We start from the raw sequence: 20,808 nt of genomic DNA, 5'->3' as shown, positions 1-20,808 counted from the left end.
CGGTCAGGCTCCCAACCATCGTGCCAGCCGAGCGGGCGCGCATCGGCGGAGGCACCACAAGGCGCCGATGCTCAGCGTCGCCGTGACGCTGCAGGTGACGACAAAGCTCGCGACGGGGCCGTACTGGCGCAAGGCAGCGTGATCGCGCAGGGCCATGACGATGAAGATGTGCCAGAGATAGATGAAGTAGCTCCCTGAGCCGATGGCGGCCATCGCCGGCAGCCGTGCTTGTGACGACCATAGCAGCAGGCACAACAAGCCGGCGTAGAGGAAGTAGGCAACGGAATCGTAGGCGGCGGCGTCACCGATGCCGAGGACACGGACCGTGGCGTACAGAAGAAAGGCGACGGCGGTCGCGCCGACGAGCAACGTGACGGTCCTGCGGTCGATCGAAGGACGATACATGGCGGTGAGAGCACCGAGTGCGACAAAGCTGAACCAGAAGGGGATGTCGCGCATCCGCGTTTCCTCGATCAGGGGGTCGGAGAAGCCGAGACGCGCCATTGCCGGGTCGAGATAGGCGCCGGTGGCCAGGCCAAACCCGATCGCGAGGATGAGGAGCAAGGTGAGGCGTTGATCCTGCCCTTCGGCATCGGGGCGTTGGCCGGAGAAGATCAGCCACAACACGATCGTGCAGCCGAGGTAGACGAAGACATAGTAATAGACGAACACGTAGGCGAGGCCGAACCGCGCGAGCGTGGCGATCAAGCGGTGGTCCATCGCAGGGTTATGGGCGGCCATGTAGACGTAGGCGGCGGCGAAAGCGATGGTGTAGGGGATCAGCGCCGCCGTGAGTCGCTTTGCGAGGGGGACGCGGCCGGCTTTTGCGGTCAGATATCCCGATGCGAACAGGAAGATCGGAACGCAGGGCCGCAAGGCGGCGTCGATCGACTTGCTCCAGGCCGCGTCGAGCGGTTGCGGAAGCGCGTGGATTCCGATCACCATCAGGATGGCGATCCCGCGCATCGTATCGAAGACCGTATCGCGCGAAGCCACCGGTGTCGCGACGTCCCGCGCCGGAACCGATACGCTGCGTGTTTCCGCCAAAATAGTCATCGCAGCGCCTCCTGGCGCGCCAGCGGCGATGCGACGGCGGGCCGCGCGAAGCGTCGATCATAGGCCTCGGTTAGCGCACGACGCAGCGGCGTCTCGAACCAGCGCAGTGAAGCGACGCTCGCGGCTGCCAGCACGACGACGGCGAGCGGAGCCAGGATCAGCTTGCCGGCGCTGGCATCAAGGTGAAGCAGGCGCGCACCAAAGCTGATGACGACGGTCGCGACGGGGATGTGCAGCATGTAGCAGGAATAGGTCAACGGTGACCAGCGATCGAGGTGCAACGTGGACACCAACGTCGCGCGGCCGCTGCAATCCGCCTGGATGGCGAGGAGCGCAACAGCGTAGACCGCGGCAAGTGCGCCCATCGGCGACAGCAGCCAGCCGAACGCCATGAAGGCGATCAAGGCAACGACGAGCGCGCCAGGGATGGCCGGCGCCTGCGCGAGGCGGTCGCGATAGAGGTGGCAGGCGACGCCGAGCGCGAAGGCGGGTACGGCGCGGAAGGCGCCGCCCTGGTTTATCCAGTCGGCCCAGGGAGTTGTTCCTGCCAAGGCGGCCCAAACGCTGTTGGCCGTCGCGGCTGCGATCACCAATGTCAGGATCCAATGCCGTCGAGAAACGGCGACGACGGCCATGATCGGAAACAACAGATAGCAGAACATCTCCGCCGACAGCGACCAACTCGGGAAGTTGAAGGTGAGGCGGGCACCATCGAAGGCGTGGAGCAGCAGAAGCTGCGCCGGGAGATCGGAGAACGGATAGCGCGCCGGATTGTCACCGCTGGCGACGCCGAGATGTGCGACCAGCGCAATCATCACATAGAAGGTGAGCGTCGCAAGGTGCAGCGGATAAATCCGCGCCAGCCGTCGCCACAGGAAGCGGCCGACCGCGGCCGGGCTCTCGACGCGCCCAAGATACTGGCTGGCGATGACGTAGCCGGAGACCACGAAGAACAGGTCGACGAACAGGTTGAAGTGCCAGACGTGACTGACCAGGAAACAGCCGACCACAAGCTCCTTGAAGTAGTCAGCATAGTGCAGCACCACGACCGCCGACGCGGCGATGATCCGCAAGGCATCGAGATGCTTCATTTCATTGTTGGCCGTCGGCACGAAAGCGGTTCCTTCTGAGCTGAAGCGTCAGGCCGCAAGCCGGGCGATCAGGCCGATCACCGCGTCGCGGTCGCCGCGGGCGAGCGCATTCCAGCGCTGCAGGTTCGCCGCGGCGAGTGCCGCATACCGTGCACGCCAATCGCCGGTTGCAAGCATTGCCGCGACCTGCGTCGCGCCGACCGCGGGGTCGGCCGTGTCGATGAAGATGCCGGACTGGCCGAGCACCTCATGGAAGATGGGCGCGTCGGGCGCGACCACGGGCAGGCCCGCGTACTGCGCTTCGAGCAGGGGCAGGCCGAGGCCTTCGTCATGAGACGTGCAGACGAACAGGTCGGCGCGATTGAGCAGCTCCTTGACGCGCTCGGTCGGCTGGTAGCCGTGCAGCGTCACGCCGGCGGCGCTGCTGAGCCGATCCCAATCATCGCCCCAACCGCGACGCCCCACGATGTCGAGCGTCGCATCGGGATAGAGATGCGCGCGCAGTGCGCTGAGCAAGCTGAGGGCGGCCAGGAAATTCTTGCGCGGTTCGACGGTGCCGAGCCCGACCAGGCGCAGCGGGTTCGGCTCGCCACTGCGCGCCAGCCGCGCATTGGCGGAGAGGCCAAACACATTGCGGACCGGCGGCCGGTAGAGCGTGATCTCCGCGTCGGGGCGGCAATGGGCGGAGAGTTTTCGCCTGGTGTCGTTCGAATTGGCGAGGAAGCGCGGGTAATGACGGAGCGCGAGCTTGAACGGCCCGGCCATGTAGAGCCGTGCGCGGCGATTGAGCTCGGCGGGGCGCGTCACCAGAAAATCGTCGTGGATGTAGGGCAGCACGCGGGACGCGAACGGCCGCAGCAAAGGGCTCGGCGGAAAGCCCGGGCACAGCAGGATCGAGGAGGAGGTGGCAAGCCGCATCGGCAGCCCCAGCGTCTGGGTCGTGACCATCTGACGCGTGCCGGTTGCGGTCACCGGCACGATGTCGAGCGGCGCCAGCGCATCTGCCGAGAACAGCTCGAGCGTGATCCGTTCGAGGCCGGTGACGTGGCGCCCAAGATGGGTGTTGTCGACATAGATGGTCATATCAAAGTCCTTGTCCGGCGACCTGTGCCGGAAGAGATGGACGACGATCGCGCGAGATCGCTCTTGCACCGGCGGTGGACGGTGTTCGCGGCAGCAGCAGCGAGATCAGGATGATGAATTGTGCAAGCTGGATGTTCTTCGAGGAGAAGCTCACGGAGCTTGCAGCGATGGCGAGCATCAGCAGCAGGACGGCCCAGACCGCGCGATCGGAGCGGCGCACGATCTCGATGAAGAAGCAGGCAAGGCCGGCGGTCAGCAAGGCGGTGTGGATCAATCCGAACTGCACGATGCTGGAGATCCAGAAGTTCTCGATGCCGTAGTTCAGCCCGAGCTGGGTCTGCAGGGCGTTGACCCGTACCGGGTTCGGCCCGAGCAGGAGCTCGCGCATGTCGAAATGCGAGAGCAAGTCGATGGTCGCGAATCGTGCCAGCGCGCTGCCCTTGTCGGAAGAGAAGCGCAGCAGCATCTTGTCGAAGATGCCGAGATAGAGTGCGGCGAAGATCACTGCGGCCGCCGCGAACAGGACGCAGATCGCGCCGGCAGCGGCCAGCAGCGGAATCCGCTTGCCTCGCAACAGCTGCCAGATCTCGAAAGCCGCGGCGAGCGCGATCACGGCGAGCACGGTGACGAGCGCGGTGCGACCGCCGAACGCCATCAGCGAGGCCAGGCTGAAGCCGATCAATGGCAGGCGCACGAGAATCGGTGGGCACAGCGCCGGCCGCAGGATCAGCGCCATCACATAGGCGCCGATCACGCCCGACGCGGTGAGGGGATGGCCGAGCAGCGCCGAGGATCGCCATTCGCCGACGACGATGATGTCGCCGAGCGTCAGCGGAATCAGGCGATGCCCGGAGAAATACTCGTAATAGCCGAGCACGATGTTGACGAAGATCGCGGCATGGATCGCCCAGACCAATGGCCGGCGTCGCGTCGGCGACATCTGCCAGATTGCAAGGCAGAGCAGGACCGGAAGCAGGAAGGTGTCGATGATGACCGTGAAGGGCCGCTCCAGCACGAACATCTGGACCAGCAGCAGCAACCAGCAGATCAGATAGGGCACCAGCAGCGAGGCCTGCGAGAACATCCTGTCGATCTCGCCGACCGGGCCGCGGCTGCGGAGCAGCAGCAGGCCGAAGGCCAGCAGCGTGAAATAGGTGGTGGGGTGCAGCTTCTCGAGGAAATTGCCGCCGGCGGTCAGATAGTGGATTTTCCAGTTGGTCAGCATGCCCGCCGACAGCGTGAACGTCGCGATGACGGCGAGCAGCAGGAATCCGGCCGCAGCCCATTCGATCACCCAGTCGGCCTTCGCCGTGCGCATTTGTTCTGCGCGCGGTGCAGTTCGATAGACGGGTGCAAGCGGTGCGCCCGTGATCGCGCGGTGCACGGTCACTGCGCGGCTCCCTGTCGGAGCGGCGCGGTGCCGTAAGGCTTCAGATAGGCCGAGCTGCGATAGTAATCGTAGAATTGCAGCCTGGAGAGGTCGACGCGCGTCAGCACGGTGCCGAGGATGCGATCGCGCACGGGCGCGAGCAGATCGATGGCGTGGGTCAGGACCTCGCGCGGGGTCTGATCCCAGGCACAGGCGAGCACGATGCGGTCGGCGAGCTCCGCCAGCGCCCGGCCGTCGACCAGCGGCACCAGCGGCGGGGAATCGACGATGATCAGCTCAAAGCGATGGCGGAAGTGATCGAGGATATCGACGATCTGATCCGAGAACATCAGCTCCGTGATCAGTTCTGCGTGCTTGATCTGCGTCGACGGCAGAATGGACAGCCCGGTGCCCTCATCGGTCAGGATCGCCTGCTCGGGCGTGCAGCGGCCCATCGCGATGTCCATCAGCCCGGCTGCCGCATGTGGCGCCAATGACCGCGTCAGCTGCGGATTGCGCAGATCGCCGTCGATCAGGAGCGTGCGGATGCCGAGGGTGGCCAGCGACTGCGCGAGGTTGATGGCGAATGTGGTCTTGCCCTCGCTGTCGAGCGCTGATGAGACCAGCACGACCTTGATCGGCTGCACGCGGATGGCGCGCTGAAGCGCCAGGCGCACCGCGCGGATCGCCTCGGCAAAGAAGGTGCCGGGTGCCTCGATCGCGTAGCGGGTCAAGGGCGGCTGCAACGCCGGCGGCAGCAGGCCCGCGGTGCGCGGATCGTAACGGTCGAGCTGGTCGCGGCCCCGCCGCGCCATCGCGGCGAGCTCGCCCGAGCTAATCAGGGGAACGGCGGCAAGCGAAGGCACGCCGGAAATCGCCTCGGCCTGCTCCAGCGTCTTGATCCGTCCGTCGAGATAATCGACCAGGAACGCCAGCACGCTGCCCATGCCGAGGCCGAGCATGACGGCAAGGCCGAGGATCAGCGGCTTCTTGGGCCAGGACGGACTGATCGGAATGCCGGCCTTGGTGACGACACGGGAGTCCGGCATCTCCAGACTTTCTTGCGCTGTCGTCTCCTTCGACCGCGCGAGGTAGGATTCATAAAGGGTGCGGTTGGCCTCGGCCTCGCGCTGCAGCTCGTGCAGGCGGACCTGGGCCTGGCCGGAGGTGCTGGAGACGCCCTGCAGCTCGTCGAGGCTCTTGCTGAGCGAGGCCTCGCGGGAGCGCGCGACGTCGTAGTCGTGCTGCGTGCTGTCGACGATGCGCCGGATTTCCTCGTTGATCAGCCGCTGGGTATCTTTCAATTGCGCGCGGACATTGGCGACGAGGGGATGCCGCGCGCCGTATTTGCTCGACAGGTCCGCCTCGTTCTTGGCGATGTCGGCATATTGCGTGCGCAGCTTGGTGATCATGTCGGAGGAGATCGCCGCGTTGATCCCGCCGGGATCGCCGCCGGATTTTGCAATTTGCTGCACCTGGTCGTATTTCGCGCGGGCTTCGGCGGTCGCGGCGCGGGCTGCGATCAGCTTGCCGTTGAGGTCGGTGATCTGCTGGTCGTTGACCGTGACGCCCTGCGAGACCGTCAGATTGTTGGCGGCGCGAAAGTCCTCGACCGCCTTTTCCGAGGTCACCACGCGCGCCTTGAGGTCGCCGATCTGGCCGTTGAGCCAGTTGGCGGCAATCCGCGTCGCATCGAATTTGGCGCGAACCTGCTCCTCGAAATAGGCGTCGGCGATGGCATTGGCGATGTTCGCCGCCTTCGTGGGTGAGCGTGAGCTGACATTGATATCCACCAGGAACGTGGTTCCCTGGCGGGTCACCTTGAGCCGCTTCAACAGAATATCCATCGACCGGGCGCGCGCGGCGTCTTCGGGGCTGGCGCCGTCTTCCGGTCCGCTGGACGCGAACAGCCGCTTGATCGGGTCGAGAATGCTGGGTGTCGGCGTGAATTCCTCGTCGTCGGTCAGCTTGAGCCGCTTGATCACGCGATCGAGCAGCGCGATCGACTGGATCAGCAGCGTCTGGCTCTCGATGGTGGCATCGTCCGTGCCGAAATTCGACAGCACCGCCTGGTTGCTGGTGTCAACCACGCTGGCGCGGCGCGGGTCGACCAGCACCGTCGATGTTGCCGTATATAATGTCGTGGCGAACAGCACATAGGTCAGCGCCAGCGCGCCGAGCACGGCGGCGGGCAGCAGCACCAGCCGGTAGCGGCGGCGCAGGATGCGGGCCATCTCGCGCAAATCGACGGTCGGCTGCTGCCAGCTCGCGGCCGTCGGACGGACGGGCTCTTCAGGCCCCTGGAGGGTAATCTGCTCAGAACTGCGCTGTAACATTCATTCCCACCAGATGCTTGTCGTAGCTGAAGGTCGCCACGTCGCTGCTGCGCGCGGTGAAGCGATAGTAGGCGGAGACCGCGGCAAAACGGTTGATCAGGTATTTGACGCGCGCATCCGAGGTGATGACGCGATCGTTTCGAAGCTGACCGAAGAAGCGGTCCTTTTCGTAGCCGCCGGAGACCGACAGGATGACGTTGCGGCGCAGCTCATAGTCGAAGCCGAGCTGCAGCGCGTTCGCCAGCACGCCGGTGGCGCTGGTCTCGGACGTCTGTGTCACCAGCTGCTCGGCGTTGAAATGGATGTCGAGCAGGCGGGTCGGCCGCCAGGTGAGGCGGGCGCGGTAGGATGGACCCTCGACCGTGCCGATCGTGGGATCGACAAACGTCTGCTGCACATAGCCAAAGCCGAATTCGCCGCTGATGAGGTTGCTGAGCCCGATGGTCATGCCGGTGAGCGCGCGGTAGCCTTGCGAATCCAGCGTCGCGCCGGGAAGGCCGCGGATGTTGCGCTCATTGCCCTCGGCGCCGGCAAACCAGCCGAGCGTCGAGGAGATTGCATAGTCGATCCGGCTATGCAGCGAGTAGATCTGGCCGTCGCGGGCGTCCTGATTGATGACGGTGCCGTCCTGGGCGCGGGTCGAGCCGTAATCATAGGAATCGGTGCGCATCCCGATCGATGTCGTGAGGCGGTTGAACTCCTTGCGCAGCGTGACGTCGCCGGAGAGCAGATTATAAGGTGTCGGTGCGATCGCGTTCGACGGCGAGCTCAGCGTGCCGACTCCTTCATTGAGATGGGCGATCTGAAAGCTGGTCAGCACTTGCATGTCGTGTGCCAGATCGATCCATCCAGAGCCCTTGAGGCTCGCATTGGTCTGGTTGAGGCTGGAGTGCTGGCTGTAGAGTGTCTGTTGCGTGTCGAGCTTCAGGTCCATGCCATGGCGTTCCCACAGCGTGTGGGCGCGAAGCGTCGGCTCGATGACGGCGGCGACGTCGGACTGTTTTGATGTGTTCGACGAGAACACGTTGCTGTCATAGAAGCCGCCGGAGATCAGCGCCGGATTGAACATCCAGGAGCCGTAGCGGATTCCGACCGGTTCATAGCCGGGTTGCTGGCGGTTCTTGACGGGCGTGTCCTCGGGCGGAACTTCCTCCTGCGTGTCGGGATCGTCGAGCTTGGGAAGCGATGACGGCTCGAAGATGCGTTGCGTGTTCCACGGTGCCGACACTTCATCACTCCACGGAATCGCTTGCGCGTTCGCCGACGAGCCGAGCCCAAGGACGATCGCGGCTGCCGCCGGCGCCGGTGCGAGCATCGCTCGCAGGCGCGCCAGGGAGTTGATCGGTCGCGGACTCAAAGTGTCGCGTCCGGTCGTCGGCATGCTTGCGAGTACGAACGAACGTCCCATCACTCAACCCTTGCCAAGATTTTTTCGAAGCGATTGATGAAACTGCATGCGTGAGCGCACAGAAAATCATCGCCGTCTGCTCGCGAGGTTGGCAAACCGCGCGGCAGCTCCGAAGATCATTCGCGGAGCATTGCTTCGATCAGGCAGACTGTTCCCCGACGCTTAACGCGCGCGCCGCGAAAAAGTTTCTGCACCGCAAAATAATGCTCATCGCAAAGAGACGACATGATGGCAGTGCAAGTCACGGCGACGGTGTGCCGTGACTTAAGCGTTGCCATCGAGCAGCAATACGCTGCTCGCACGCGCCGCGTCAGAAGTAGCGTTCCGGAATCCGGATGTTGTCGCCGGGATAGACCAGGACCGGTGCGTCGAGTGCGTAGATTTCCTCGACACCGGAACCTGAGCGGCGCAGGAACACCTTGTTCTCATTGGCGCGATAGGTGAAGCCGCCGGCGCTCGCGACGGCATCCATGACGGTGAGGCCAAGGCGGTACGGATATTCGCCGCTCTTCTTCACCTCACCCAAGATGTAGTAGTTACGGTACTGCGCGATCTCGACATTCACGCGCGGATCGCGGACGATTCCCTTGGCCAGCGCCGAGGTGATCGCGCGCTCGAGCTGCTTTGTGGTCAGACCGGCGGCGCGCACGTGCCCGGCGAGCGGAACGGAGACTTGCCCCGCGCTGTCGATCTCGTATTCGCCGGTGATGTCAGGCTCTCCGTAAACTTTGAGACGGATTCGATCGTTCGATCCCAGGATGTATTTGTCGCTTGCCTGCGCTTGCGGCGAGGCTTGCGCGTGCGCAGGCCGCGACGGTCCTGCGATCAGCACGAAAGCCAGAACGAGAGTGAAGGCGCATAGCGCCGAACGAACGGTGCGCACAATGTGCTGCATGGCTGCATCCCCAAGAAGCTCTGCGAGTAACAGCCTTCGATGATAGCGAAGCAATCAAGGCGAAAGAATGTGATCGCAGGTTCCGTCTGCTGCAGTTCCGTTAACATAGGATATTCAGAGGACGAGAATGCTCGTGCCTTCGATTGCGATGCAGGTGAGCGTTCCGGTTCGCCATGCAGCGGTGTCGATGTTGATGCGGTTGTGACGGATGTCGGGATGCGGCACCGGTGTGTGACCATGCACGATGCATTTGCCGTGATCCTGTGCAGAGTCGAGGAACTCGTTGCGGATCCAGATCAGGTCGGCGGGATCCTGTTGTTCGAGCGGGACGTTGGGACGAATCCCGGCATGCACGAACAGAAAATCGCCACAGGTGTAACTATAGCGCAGGCATTGCAGGAACAGCTCGTGCGTGCGTGGGAAAAGATTGAGAAAAATTTGTTGTACGTCGATGTCGGTGTCGTGGAGGGAAGGGCGAACGCCGTACGACTCCAATGTCTGCAAGCCGCCGAGCCGTTCCCAATGTTCGAGCACCGAGGCGTCGACAAGGAAGTGTTCCAGGAAGGCTTCGTGATTGCCGCGCAGGCACACTGCATGGTTTTGCACCAGGCGAACGGTGAGGAGATCGATCACCGCGCTTGAGTCGGGACCGCGGTCGATGTAGTCGCCGAGATAGACCTCTGCGACATAATGAGTGGGCCGCCGCGCAATGTCCTCGTCGATTCGCGCGATCGTTTCCGCAAGCAGATCCGCCCGGCCGTGGATGTCGCCGATCGCGTAGATGCGCGTGTGCGGCGGGGTTGCGGCGCGCGATGTGTGTGGGCGTCTGGCGAATAGCCGCGTCATCGACGCCTCAGACCATGGAACTGTCGATCGGTCAATCGCGGTCGATGTCGCGCAAGCGACACGTGCCCTCGCGCATTCTAGAAGAACGCCACCTTGATCAGCAGGATGATCACGATCCAGGCAATCGCGTTCGCCAACAGAATGCGGTTCCGCAACTTGCGATCGAGCGGTTCGCAATGCTCGTGCGCCGGGCAGTGCTGGGCAATCATCGGCGCCTCCCTGATATTTTCCGATTCGATCGGCTTCTTGGTCTTGGCCGTTTCAACGCGCGCAATCATCGATTTGTGACGCTTCAACAGAAATTGCTTTCGTAGAAAAGTTAACGACGGCGATTTAGAGTTCCGTGAATCGGATTGATCAAAACATCAGCGCGACGCTAACGCGTCTTTCGCAGGTCATATTCAACATCAGAATTGAAATCGCGAAATGGTTCCGCTGATTGTAAATATGCATGGCTGCATCCAGCCAAGCGCAGCGCAATCGTTGTGCAGTTCGCTTAAGCGTCTCACGGCCAAGCGATTTCTTTGCAGCGCACAAGTCGTGATGTGATGCGCTGCAAAAGTGTTCGCGAGAATTCCGATCTCTTGCCCCATTTCGTTCAAAGAGTTCGGAAAGTTTCCACGCTCTGTATCGCGTTGTGTTTGCATTCGGCGTTCGAGCGAGATGCTCGCACGCTTTCGAATCGAATGCGACCGTGACATCCATCAGGTTCCAGCAGGGAGCGCAGAGAGACATGACTGCCATCGCCACCGCCCGGCTAGACCAGGATAATGTCAGATCGCTCCGCAGGGAGCGGCACTACATTTCGATGAGACCCGTGGAGTGCGGCGCCGCCGGCGTGTACGGCACGCCGCGAAGTCGTCATGTGCGGAGAGTCCGGCGGGTCGAGCCCGCAGCATCGATCACCAAGCGGCTGTTCGATATCGTTGCCGGCACGGCAGCGTTGCTGTTCCTGCTGCCGCTGCTCCTCACCGTCGCCATCCTGATCAAGACGACGTCGCGCGGGCCGGTGCTGTTTCATCAATATCGATACGGCTATCGCAACCGTCGGTTCAAGATCTACAAGTTCCGGTCGATGCGGACCGATGCTGGCGATGCGAAGGGCGTGACGCAGACCGTCAAGGGTGACACGCGGGTCACCTGGATCGGAAAGATCATCCGCAAGACCAGCATCGACGAGCTCCCGCAACTGATCAACGTGATCAAGGGCGACATGTCCCTGGTCGGGCCGCGCCCGCATGTTCCGGGAATGCTCGCGGCCGAGCTGCCCTATGAGGATCTCGTGCCCTATTACTTTCAGCGCCACACGGCGCGGCCGGGCATCACGGGCCTGGCGCAGGTCAACGGCTGCAGGGGCAGCACGGTCGAGGCCGGCCGCGCGATCTCGCGGATCGACTACGACCTCGTCTATATCGAGCAGTGGACGCTGTGGATGGACATCGTGATCATCGCGCGCACCGTCCGCCGCGAATTCCTGTCCGGCAGCGGCTTCTGATCCCCGACATCAGGCGATTCGCAAAACGAGGGTGGCAACGCCGTTGCGATCGCCGCCCTTTAAACTCTTGCCGACTTCAGATGACACGCAAACGGGGATGACGCGATGGGCGCGACGCAACAGGCCAAGGATCTTCTGAAGGAAGTCTTTCCGTCGATCTGGCTGCACTGGCATTTCATGCATCGCCCGAAGTCGGCGGAGCGCGAGCTGTCCTATCTCGGCAGGATCGTGCCGGCGGATGCGGTGACCGTCGATGTCGGTGCCAATTGCGGCCTCTACACGCGCCAGCTGGCGCGGCTGTCGCGGCAGGTTCATGCCTTTGAGCCGTCGCAGGAGATGGCGCGATTGCTGCGGCGGACGTCGGCGGCGAATGTCAGCATCCACGAGGTCGCCCTGTCGGATCATGATGGCGATGCGGATCTGTTCATTCCGCAGGATGACAGGGGATCGGTGTTCGGCCTGGCATCGCTCGAGCCGCGCCTGGGTTCGGGCGCAAGCGCCGTTGCGACCACGCATGTGCCGATCGCCCGGCTGGACGCGGTGATCGATCAGGACGTGGCCTTTGTAAAGGTCGACGTCGAAGGGCACGAGCTGAATGTGCTGCATGGTGGCGTGGAGTTGCTCGAACGCTGCCAGCCGGTGTTCCTGGTCGAGGCCGAGGACCGCCATCGGGAGGAGGCGACCGGCCGCGTCTTCGACTTCTTCCGCGACAGGGCGTATCGCGGCTTCTTCCTCAGGGGTGACGAGGTGGTCCCGGTGGAGCAGTTCGACGTCGCGCGCCTGCAGGACCCCGAGGCGCTGGAATCCGACGGCGGTCGCAAGAGCGGCCGGTTCTACGTGAACAATTTCTTCTTCTTCCCCAAGCATCTCGACGGGGAATCGCTGCTCGCCAACTAGGCTGACCGCGACCTGAACTTGATGAAGAGGGCGCCCGATCCGGTGCGCGGGAGTCCTTTTGGGCGCCGCCCATAGGGGCCTACTTTCGGCTGATTGGAGCCGTTTTCGTTCCATCTAACAGATTGATTCGCCTGCGCTATTCTGCCGCATCTGTTTATAGCTCTATTACAAAAGTTTAATTCCCCCGCCAGCGCGCTGTAAGGCGCAAATCCCCATCTTCCCCTCATCAGGTGCCGCCCCCGCACCGACGATTCTGGCCCTTGGAGAAAACAAGAAATGACCGACCGTCCGACCGACCTGTCTTCCTTCCCGTCCTATCAGCCGCCGAAGCGCTCGCTGTTCTCGGCCCGCAAATTCGCGCTGATGGCCTCTGTCGTCGCCGGCCTCGGCGCCGCCGTCTTCGGCCTCAGCCCGCAGCACAATCCCGCCGACCTCCTGACCAGCCCCGCTTATGCGCAGGTCAACACCGAGGTTCGCAAGGTTGCGCAGCCGGTCGGCTTTGCCGACATCGTCGAGCGGGTGAAGCCCTCGGTGATCTCCGTGAAGGTCAACATCAACGAGAAGGTCGCCAAGGACGATAGTGGCAACAGCGAGGACTCGCCGTTCCAGCCGGGTTCGCCAATGGAGCGCTTCTTCCGCCGCTTCGGCGGTCCGGATGGGCTGCCTCCCGGCCTGCGCGGCAATCCGCGCGGCGGCGGCCGCGCCATCACCGGCCAGGGTTCCGGCTTCTTCATCTCGGCTGACGGCTATGCTGTGACCAACAACCACGTGGTCGACGGCGCCGACAAGGTCGAGGTGACGACCGACGACGGCAAGACCTTCTCGGCCAAGGTGATCGGCACCGATCCGCGTACTGATCTCGCCTTGATCAAGGTCGAGGGCGGTTCGAACTTCTCCTATGCCAAGCTCTCCGACACCAAGCCGCGGATCGGCGACTGGGTGCTGGCGGTCGGCAATCCCTTTGGCCTCGGCGGCACTGTGACCGCCGGTATCGTCTCGGCGTCCGGCCGCGACATCGGCAACGGCCCGTATGACGACTTCATCCAGATCGACGCGCCCGTGAACAAGGGCAACTCGGGTGGTCCGGCATTCGACGTGTCGGGCGAGGTGATGGGCGTCAACACCGCGATCTACTCGCCGTCCGGCGGCAGCGTCGGCATCGCGTTCTCGATCCCCGCCGCGACCGTGAAGAGCGTCGTTGCCCAGCTCAAGGATAAGGGCGCGGTCAGCCGTGGCTGGATCGGCGTCCAGATCCAGCCGGTGACCTCTGACATCGCTGACAGCCTCGGCATGAAGAAGGCTGAAGGCGCGCTGGTTGCGGAACCGCAGGCCAATGGCCCCGCGGCCAAGGCCGGCATCGAGTCCGGCGACGTCATCACCGCCGTCAACGGCGAACCGGTGAAGGACGCACGCGAGCTCGCCCGCACCATCGGCGGCCTGGCGCCCGGCAATGCGGTGAAGCTGAACGTGCTGCACAAGGGCCAGGACAAGACGGTCAACATCACGCTCGGCCAGCTGCCGAACACGATGGAAGCCAAGGCTGATACCGACAACAGCGACAAGGGCAGTGCGAACCGCGGCACCGACGTGCCGAAGCTCGGCCTCACCGTTGCGCCCGCCAACAGCGTGGCCGGCGCCGGCAAGGACGGCGTGGTCGTGACCGAAGTCGATCCGAAGAGCGCCGCCGCCGAGCGGGGCTTCAAGGAAGGCGACGTGATCCTCGAGGTTGCCGGCAAGAGCGTCGGCACCGCCGGCGAGGTGCGCGAGGCGATCAACGCGGCGCGCAACGACAACAAGAACAGCGTGCTGATGCGCGTGAAGAGCGGCGGTTCGTCGCGCTTCGTGGCAGTGCCGCTGGCCAAGGGCTAAATATGAGTTGGGAAGTGTCGCCGGCATCAGTCGCCCCCGCCGACGGCGCTTTCCGGGGGGCGGGCGCTTCGCTCGCTCCCTTTGGTACCTTTCGATGGAATACGCCCCCCTCCGTCGGAAGGCCTAGGGGCGGTGAGGTCCCCCAGCCTCACCGCCCGCTTTTTTCACTCCCTCCGCATGATCCGGAAAAGTGGAAGCCGGTTTTCCGAAGAGATCATGCGGCAGCAAAAAGTATGCCTGAAAGCGCGGTCGTCTTGCATGTGCAGGGCGGCCGCGCCATGGTGAGAGAAGGCCTTTTCCCGTGACCGCAACCGCTCCGCAAATGCGCATTTTGATCATCGAAGATGACCGCGAATCCGCCGACTACCTCGTCAAGGCGTTCCGTGAAGTCGGCTATATCGCCGATCTCGCCAGCGACGGCGAAGAGGGTCTGTCGATGGCCGACAGCGGCGATTACGACGTGCTGGTGGTCGACCGCATGCTGCCGAAGCGCGATGGCCTGTCGCTGATCGGCAGCCTGCGCGACAAGGGCAACCGTACGCCGGTGCTGATCCTGTCCGCGCTCGGCCAGGTCGATGACCGCATCAAGGGCCTGCGTGCCGGCGGCGACGACTATTTGCCGAAGCCGTATTCCTTCGCCGAGTTGCTCGCCCGCGTCGAGGTGCTGTCGCGCCGCAATGTCGGCCCGGCCGAGGAGACCACCTACAAGGTCGGCGATCTCGAGCTCGACCGCCTGTCGCACCGCGTCGCCCGCGGCAAGGACGAGCTGATCTTGCAGCCCCGCGAATTCCGCTTGCTCGAATATCTGATGAAGCACGCCGGCCAGGTGGTGACACGCACCATGCTGCTCGAGAACGTCTGGGACTATCACTTCGATCCGCAGACCAACGTCATCGACGTGCACATCTCGCGGCTGCGCTCCAAGATCGACAAGGGCTTTGAGCGGCCCTTGCTGCACACCATCCGTGGCGCGGGGTACATGATCAGGGATGGGATCCGCTAGGTGTGTTAGCTAGCTAAGCCCGGGCATGCGGGCCAATTCAGCCTGCTGACATAGACTTTGTTCGTCGGCCTTGTTTGGTTGTACGCTGCCGCGCACGTTTTCTGCCGCTCGCAATCTTCACGATCATCTTCCGGGTCTTTGTCGGCGCCTTTCTCGCAAATTTGGTCGGCTTGGGAATTACCAGGTCGTCCAATGATATCCCCAACACTCTTGCGATTGCGGCGAGGGTCTGCACATCGCCCGTCTTTGCTCCGTTCTCGATCTCGGAAATAAAGCCCTGAGCGACACCAACAGATTTCGACAATGCCTCCTGGGTTATGCCGCGATGCTTGCGCCAGAATGCGAGCGGGGTCTTGGCATCAAGTAGCAGGTTTGCCTCTTCGCTGGTCAACAGCGTCTCGGTACCCCTCTCGATTTCCGCGATGATTTGGTTGGCGCGCGCTGCATCCGCGGCATCTTCATCGTGTCGAGCAGCCGTCAGAGAGTCATACTCGGAGCGGGACAAAATCACGATATCTTCGCCCTGTGGCGTTTTTGTCATGACGGGCATAGCCACTCCTATTCGTAAATCCCACCGCGAGGACCGACATCCAATACGGTAATAGTCGTCTCGGTCTCGGTGAAGAGCACCCGAAAGCTCGCAATGCGGAGACGTTTTGCGCTGCTGCCTGAGAGCTGAATCACATTGTTGGCCAGTGTTTCGGGCGTCGCGGCGTACTGGTCGATCTTCGCGCGGATTTGCTTCGCACGGTTCTTATGTGCCTGAAGGCTCCGAAGAGCCGCCTTGGTATAGAGGACCGTCTTCACGAGCTTCAATATATCTCATTGAGATAATATCTTCAATCTCATATAGAGATATATTTGCTGGCGGTTAGGGCTTTTCACGCTCGACTGGTCATCCGCTTCATGAACGCTTTGTCACTTCTGGCGTTTCGGCGCCCTATGGTAAGAAGGCTCAATATGACTGGTGGGATAATTCGTGACGGCATTCGGTAAACTGATCCGCACCACGGCGTTTCGCCTGACGCTGGTCTATCTGTTGCTGTTCGCGCTGTTTGCCGCCTCGCTGCTGGTCTATTTCGCCTGGAATACGCGGCGCCTGATCACCGAGCAGATCACCTCGACGGTGAATGTCGAGGTCGGCGAGATCACCGCCATCTATGATCGCCGTGGCCTGCACGGCCTTTACAACACCATGGGAAACCGGGCGCTGCGGCCGGGCGCGAACCTGTATCTCCTCACCACACCGACCGGGCAGGCGATCGCCGGCAATGTCGATTCGCTGTCGCCGGGTGTGATGGCGAGATCCGGCTGGTCCGAGATCGCCTATCGCAGGCTCGATGACCAGGGCAACGTGGACCATCGCGCGCTGGTGCGCGTCACCCAGATGACGAACGGCTTCCGCCTGCTGGTCGGGCGGGACCTCGAGGAGCGACGACGGCTGTTCGGCATCGTCGCCAAGGCGGCGCAATGGTCGATCCTGGTGGTCGTCGTGCTCGGTATCGGCGGCGGCATCTTCGTCGCACGGCGGGTGCTGCGCCGGATCGATGCCATGACCGGCACCACCCAGCGCATCATGGCGGGCGATCTCTCCGGCCGCCTGCCGGTCGGCCGCAGCGGCGACGAACTCGATCGCCTGGCCGAAAACCTCAACGCCATGCTGGAGCGGATCGAGGCGCTGATGACGGGGCTGAAGGAAGTCTCCGACAACATCGCGCATGATCTGAAGACGCCGCTGACGCGGCTGCGCAACCGCGCCGAGGAGGCGCTGGCGCGTTCGGGCAGCGAGGCCGATTACCGCGCGGCGCTGGAGCGCACCATCGAGGAATCCGACGGCTTGATCCGCACCTTCAACGCGCTCTTGATGATCGCCCGCGCGGAGTCAGGGCAGGCGCGGGGCAATATGGACAATTTCGATGCGGCCGATGTCGCCAACGGCATCCATGAGCTTTACGAGCCGCTTGCCGAGGACGACGGCATGACGCTGCGTGTGAAGACGTCGCCGACGCCGGTGCATGGCAACCGCGAACTGATCAGCCAGGCGCTCGCCAACCTCGTCGAGAACGCGATCAAATACGGCAAGCCTGATTCCGCCGTGCAGCCGCTCAACGCCGGCGCAAGGGAAATCCTGATCGAGGCGCGCCGCGAGGGCGACCAGATCCTGCTCAGCGTCACCGACCATGGCCCCGGCATTCCCGTGAGCGACCGCAAGCACGCGGTGGAGCGCTTCGTGCGGCTGGAAGCGAGCCGGACCTTACCCGGTTCCGGCCTTGGCCTGAGCCTCGCCTCGGCGGTCGCGACGCTCCACAACGGTGAGCTGCGGCTCGGCGATGCGCATCCGGGGCTGGTTGCGACGCTGGTGCTGCCGGCGCGGGCCGGCGGCAGTGACAGGCTTGCGGCTCAAACGCAGGATGTGCCACAGAAGGCGGCATGAATGCCGCCGCGCCGGGAAACGCGGATCGACATCGTCTGGCCGCGCGATTCGTGGACGGACCGCATGTCGCCGCTTCCAATTCCGCCGAACAACGCCTGACCGACTGGCTTGCCGAGCTCGAGCCGGCGCAATCGGCTGCGCTCACTGAGTTGCTCGCGCTGCCGCGGGCGCGGGACATCCTGCTTGGGATATTCGCGTTCTCGCCCTATCTGCTGGAGCTCGCCCGCGCCGATGCGACCCGGCTGATCCGGATACTGTCGTGCGACCCGGAGTCGCACCTCCCGGCGTTGATCGAGGACACCTCGCGCGCGGTATTCGCTGCCGGCAGCGAGGCCGACGTGATGCATCTGCTCCGTCGCCTGAAGGCGGAGGCGGCGCTGTTGATCGCGCTCTGCGACATCGGCGGCGTCTGGCCGGTGATGCAGGTGACGGCGGCGCTGACTGATCTGGCGGTCTCCTCGGTGCAGGCGGCGCTACGCTTCCAGCTGCGGCAGGAGATGGCGCGCGGGCGCATGATCGCACCCGCTCCCGAGCATCCCGAGCAGGGCTCCGGCCTGATCGTGCTGGCGATGGGCAAGATGGGGGCGGGCGAGCTGAACTATTCCAGCGACATCGACCTGATCGTGTTCTTCGATCGCGACGCCAACTCGCTTGCCGAGGATATCGAGCCGCAGCCGTTCTTCGTCCGCGTCACCCAGGCGATGGCGCGGATGCTGCAGCAGCGCTCGGGCGAGGGCTACGTGTTCCGCGTCGATCTGCGGCTGCGGCCTGATCCGGCCTCGACCCAGGTCGCGATCTCGACCGATGCGGCCTTGCACTACTACGAGCGCGAAGGCCGCACCTGGGAACGCGCGGCGATGATTAAGGCGCGGCCCTGCGCCGGCGACGTGCGCGCGGGCGAAGCGCTGGTCGCCGAGCTCGCGCCGTTTGTCTGGCGCAAGCATCTGGATTTCGCCGCGCTCGCCGACGTTCACGACATGAAGCGGCAGATGCAGACCTATCGCGGCCAGACCGAGACCTCGGTCGAAGGCCACAACGTCAAGGTCGGCCGCGGCGGCATCCGCGAGATCGAGTTCTTCGCCCAGACCCAGCAGCTGATTGCCGGCGGCCGCCATCCGGAGTTGCGCGTGCGCCCGACGCTGGATGCGCTCAATGTGCTTGCCAGCAGCAACTGGATCACCCACCAGGCGCGCGACGAGCTGACGACGGCCTATGAATTCCTGCGCCGCGTCGAGCACCGCCTGCAGATGATCGCCGACGAGCAGACGCATTCGCTGCCCGAGGAGACTGAGGCGGTCGAGCGTTTTGCGCACTTCTTCGGCTATGACAGCCGCGAGGCGTTCGCCAGGGATCTGCTCGGTCATCTCAACGTCGTGCAAGGGCATTACGGCAAGTTGTTCGAAGGCGACGATCCGACCGGTACGGCGAAGCTGCCGAAAGTCGATTATGGCGCCGGCGCCGAAGACCAGCGCCTGCTCGAACATCTTGCCAGTCTCGGCTTCAAGAAGCCGATCGCAGTGGCCGGCACCGTGCAGCAATGGATCGAGGGCGACTACCGCGCGCTGCGTATCGAGGCGACGCGCGCTGCGTTCCTGGAATTCATCCCCGACCTGATCGACGGATTGGCGCGCGCCGAAGAGCCTGACGATGCGGTCGTGGCGTTCGACCGTTTCCTCGGCGCGGTCCAACGGGGCGGGCGGCTGATCTCGCTGCTCAGCCAGAACCGCGACCTGGTCGCGCTGGTGGCGCTGATCCTTGGCGCGGCGCCGCGGCTCGGCGACATGCTGGCGCGGCAGCCGCAGATCATGGACGGCCTGATCGATCCGCGCTTCTTCGGCGCGATGCCGGACAAGAAGGAATTATCGGAGCGGCTCGCGGCCACGCTGCAGGATGCCGTCTCGTATGAAGACTTCCTGGATCGCCTGCGCCAGTTCGGCCAGGAGAGCCTGTTCCTGATCGGCACGCGCATCCTCTCCGGCACGGTCTCGGCGCAGCAGGCGAGCGTCGCCTTTGCCGACGTCGCCGAAGGTATCGTGCACACCGTGCACGGCCTCGTCACCGACCAGTTCGCCGCGCAGTATGGGCGCATCAAGGGGCAACAGACCGCGATCCTCGCCATGGGCCGGCTCGGCAGCCGCGAGATGACGGCGTCCTCCGACCTCGACCTGATCCTGCTCTACGATCACGACCAAGAGCAGCCGGATTCCGACGGTGAGCGCTCGCTGCACGGCGCGCAATATTTCGCCCGCTTCACCCAGCGCCTGATCAGCGCCTTCACCACGCGGACCAATTACGGCGTGCTGTACGAGGTCGACATGCGGCTGCGCCCGTCAGGCCGCGCCGGTCCGGTCGCCTCGCGCGTCGATTCCTTCGCCGACTACCAGGAGCGCGACGCCTGGACCTGGGAGCACATGGCACTGACCCGCGCCCGCGTCATCTCGGCTTCGCCCGAGTTCACCGCCCGGATCGAGGCGATCGTCCGCAGCGTGCTGACCCGTCCGCGCGATGCCGCCAGCACCGCGACCGACGTCGCCGACATGCGCCGCGCCATTGCGCAGGAAAAGGGCGAGGACGACGTCTGGGACCTCAAGCTCGCCGCCGGTGGCCTCATCGACATCGACTTCGTCGCACAATATCTGCAGCTCGCGCACGCTGCCGAGAAGCCTGACATCCTCAGCGTCTCGACGCTGCAGGTGCTCGACAACGCGGCGAAGCTCGGCGTGCTCGGACAATCCGAGGCCGAGATCCTGCGCTCGGCGGCGCGGCTCTATCACGACCTGACGCAAATCCTGCGGCTCTGCGTCAGCGGCAAGTTCAATCCGGAGACCGCCGGCGAGGATCTGCGCCGGGTGATGGCACGGGCCGGAGACACGCCGGATTTCTCCGCGCTCGAGGCCCGCTTGCGCGAGACGCAGGGCGAGGTGCGGCGGGTGTTCAACGCGATTGTGGGCGACGGTTAATTGCGGTGCCGCGGTGCCGTAGGGTCGGCAAAGCGAAGCGTGCCCACCATCACGAGCACACCGAGA

Annotated in this window: 17 protein-coding genes; 7 read left to right on the top strand and 10 right to left on the bottom strand. The window is 63.9% G+C overall.

What is annotated here, in order from left to right:
• Positions 1 to 3: 3 nt before the first annotated feature.
• The 8 genes from JQ604_RS00770 to JQ604_RS00735 form a co-directional block, all read right to left on the bottom strand.
• Positions 4 to 1,056: an acyltransferase family protein gene (locus JQ604_RS00770; RefSeq protein ID WP_249157892.1), complete on the bottom strand. Its 1,053-nt coding sequence runs from the start codon at positions 1,054 to 1,056 to the stop codon at positions 4 to 6.
• The gene (locus JQ604_RS00765) at positions 1,053 to 2,168 is read right to left on the bottom strand and encodes an acyltransferase family protein (RefSeq protein ID WP_212352053.1); all 1,116 of its coding nucleotides are present in this window, start codon (positions 2,166 to 2,168) and stop codon (positions 1,053 to 1,055) included. Before JQ604_RS00765 ends, JQ604_RS00770 begins: the two co-directional genes overlap by 4 nt.
• A gap of 27 nt (positions 2,169 to 2,195) precedes the next feature.
• Complete coding sequence (locus JQ604_RS00760; protein WP_212352051.1) at positions 2,196 to 3,230, bottom strand: glycosyltransferase; 1,035 nt, start codon at positions 3,228 to 3,230, stop codon at positions 2,196 to 2,198.
• A gap of 1 nt (position 3,231) precedes the next feature.
• Positions 3,232 to 4,548: a VpsF family polysaccharide biosynthesis protein gene (locus JQ604_RS00755; protein ID WP_212352049.1), complete on the bottom strand. Its 1,317-nt coding sequence runs from the start codon at positions 4,546 to 4,548 to the stop codon at positions 3,232 to 3,234.
• 68 nt (positions 4,549 to 4,616) lie between these two features.
• Positions 4,617 to 6,935 (bottom strand): polysaccharide biosynthesis tyrosine autokinase, encoded by a 2,319-nt coding sequence (locus tag JQ604_RS00750; protein WP_212352047.1) that lies wholly within the window; start codon positions 6,933 to 6,935, stop codon positions 4,617 to 4,619.
• Positions 6,916 to 8,343 (bottom strand): outer membrane beta-barrel protein, encoded by a 1,428-nt coding sequence (locus JQ604_RS00745; RefSeq protein ID WP_249157891.1) that lies wholly within the window; start codon positions 8,341 to 8,343, stop codon positions 6,916 to 6,918. The genes JQ604_RS00750 and JQ604_RS00745 overlap by 20 nt, the downstream gene beginning before the upstream one ends.
• 310 nt (positions 8,344 to 8,653) lie before the next feature.
• The gene (locus JQ604_RS00740; protein ID WP_212352038.1) at positions 8,654 to 9,238 is read right to left on the bottom strand and encodes a polysaccharide biosynthesis/export family protein; all 585 of its coding nucleotides are present in this window, start codon (positions 9,236 to 9,238) and stop codon (positions 8,654 to 8,656) included.
• A 114-nt stretch (positions 9,239 to 9,352) separates the two neighbouring features.
• Entirely contained in the window at positions 9,353 to 10,084 is a 732-nt protein-coding gene (locus JQ604_RS00735) for a metallophosphoesterase (RefSeq protein WP_212352036.1), read from the bottom strand.
• A gap of 14 nt (positions 10,085 to 10,098) precedes the next feature.
• Between JQ604_RS00735 and JQ604_RS00730 the strand changes: the two genes are divergently transcribed.
• From JQ604_RS00730 to JQ604_RS00710, 5 genes are all read left to right on the top strand, one after another.
• The gene (locus JQ604_RS00730; RefSeq protein WP_212352034.1) at positions 10,099 to 10,398 is read left to right on the top strand and encodes a hypothetical protein; all 300 of its coding nucleotides are present in this window, start codon (positions 10,099 to 10,101) and stop codon (positions 10,396 to 10,398) included.
• A gap of 494 nt (positions 10,399 to 10,892) precedes the next feature.
• A complete protein-coding gene (locus JQ604_RS00725) occupies positions 10,893 to 11,579 on the top strand; it encodes a sugar transferase (RefSeq protein ID WP_433996214.1) in 687 nt (228 codons plus the stop codon).
• Between the two features lie 105 nt (positions 11,580 to 11,684).
• The gene (locus tag JQ604_RS00720; protein ID WP_212352030.1) at positions 11,685 to 12,476 is read left to right on the top strand and encodes an FkbM family methyltransferase; all 792 of its coding nucleotides are present in this window, start codon (positions 11,685 to 11,687) and stop codon (positions 12,474 to 12,476) included.
• Positions 12,477 to 12,752: 276 nt separating this feature from the next.
• Positions 12,753 to 14,345: a Do family serine endopeptidase gene (locus tag JQ604_RS00715; RefSeq protein ID WP_212352028.1), complete on the top strand. Its 1,593-nt coding sequence runs from the start codon at positions 12,753 to 12,755 to the stop codon at positions 14,343 to 14,345.
• Between the two features lie 322 nt (positions 14,346 to 14,667).
• Positions 14,668 to 15,348: a response regulator transcription factor gene (locus JQ604_RS00710; protein WP_212352692.1), complete on the top strand. Its 681-nt coding sequence runs from the start codon at positions 14,668 to 14,670 to the stop codon at positions 15,346 to 15,348.
• A gap of 37 nt (positions 15,349 to 15,385) precedes the next feature.
• Here the strand turns inward: JQ604_RS00710 and JQ604_RS00705 are convergent, their stop codons facing one another.
• Both JQ604_RS00705 and JQ604_RS00700 read right to left on the bottom strand, forming a co-directional pair.
• Positions 15,386 to 15,898: a helix-turn-helix domain-containing protein gene (locus JQ604_RS00705; protein ID WP_212352026.1), complete on the bottom strand. Its 513-nt coding sequence runs from the start codon at positions 15,896 to 15,898 to the stop codon at positions 15,386 to 15,388.
• An 8-nt stretch (positions 15,899 to 15,906) separates the two neighbouring features.
• Entirely contained in the window at positions 15,907 to 16,155 is a 249-nt protein-coding gene (locus JQ604_RS00700; RefSeq protein ID WP_212352691.1) for a type II toxin-antitoxin system RelE family toxin, read from the bottom strand.
• A gap of 172 nt (positions 16,156 to 16,327) precedes the next feature.
• Here JQ604_RS00700 and JQ604_RS00695 point away from each other — a divergent pair, with 172 nt between their 5' ends.
• Both JQ604_RS00695 and JQ604_RS00690 read left to right on the top strand, forming a co-directional pair.
• Entirely contained in the window at positions 16,328 to 17,782 is a 1,455-nt protein-coding gene (locus JQ604_RS00695) for a sensor histidine kinase (RefSeq protein WP_212352024.1), read from the top strand.
• Positions 17,779 to 20,742 (top strand): bifunctional [glutamine synthetase] adenylyltransferase/[glutamine synthetase]-adenylyl-L-tyrosine phosphorylase, encoded by a 2,964-nt coding sequence (locus JQ604_RS00690; protein WP_212352022.1) that lies wholly within the window; start codon positions 17,779 to 17,781, stop codon positions 20,740 to 20,742. The genes JQ604_RS00695 and JQ604_RS00690 overlap by 4 nt, the downstream gene beginning before the upstream one ends.
• Positions 20,743 to 20,808: the final 66 nt, after the last annotated feature.

This window comes from Bradyrhizobium jicamae (assembly GCF_018130695.1).
Classification (GTDB): Bacteria; Pseudomonadota; Alphaproteobacteria; order Rhizobiales; family Xanthobacteraceae; genus Bradyrhizobium; species Bradyrhizobium jicamae_B.
The sequence above is the reverse complement of the archived record's forward strand: the minus strand, read 5'-3'. Positions and strand labels throughout refer to the sequence as shown.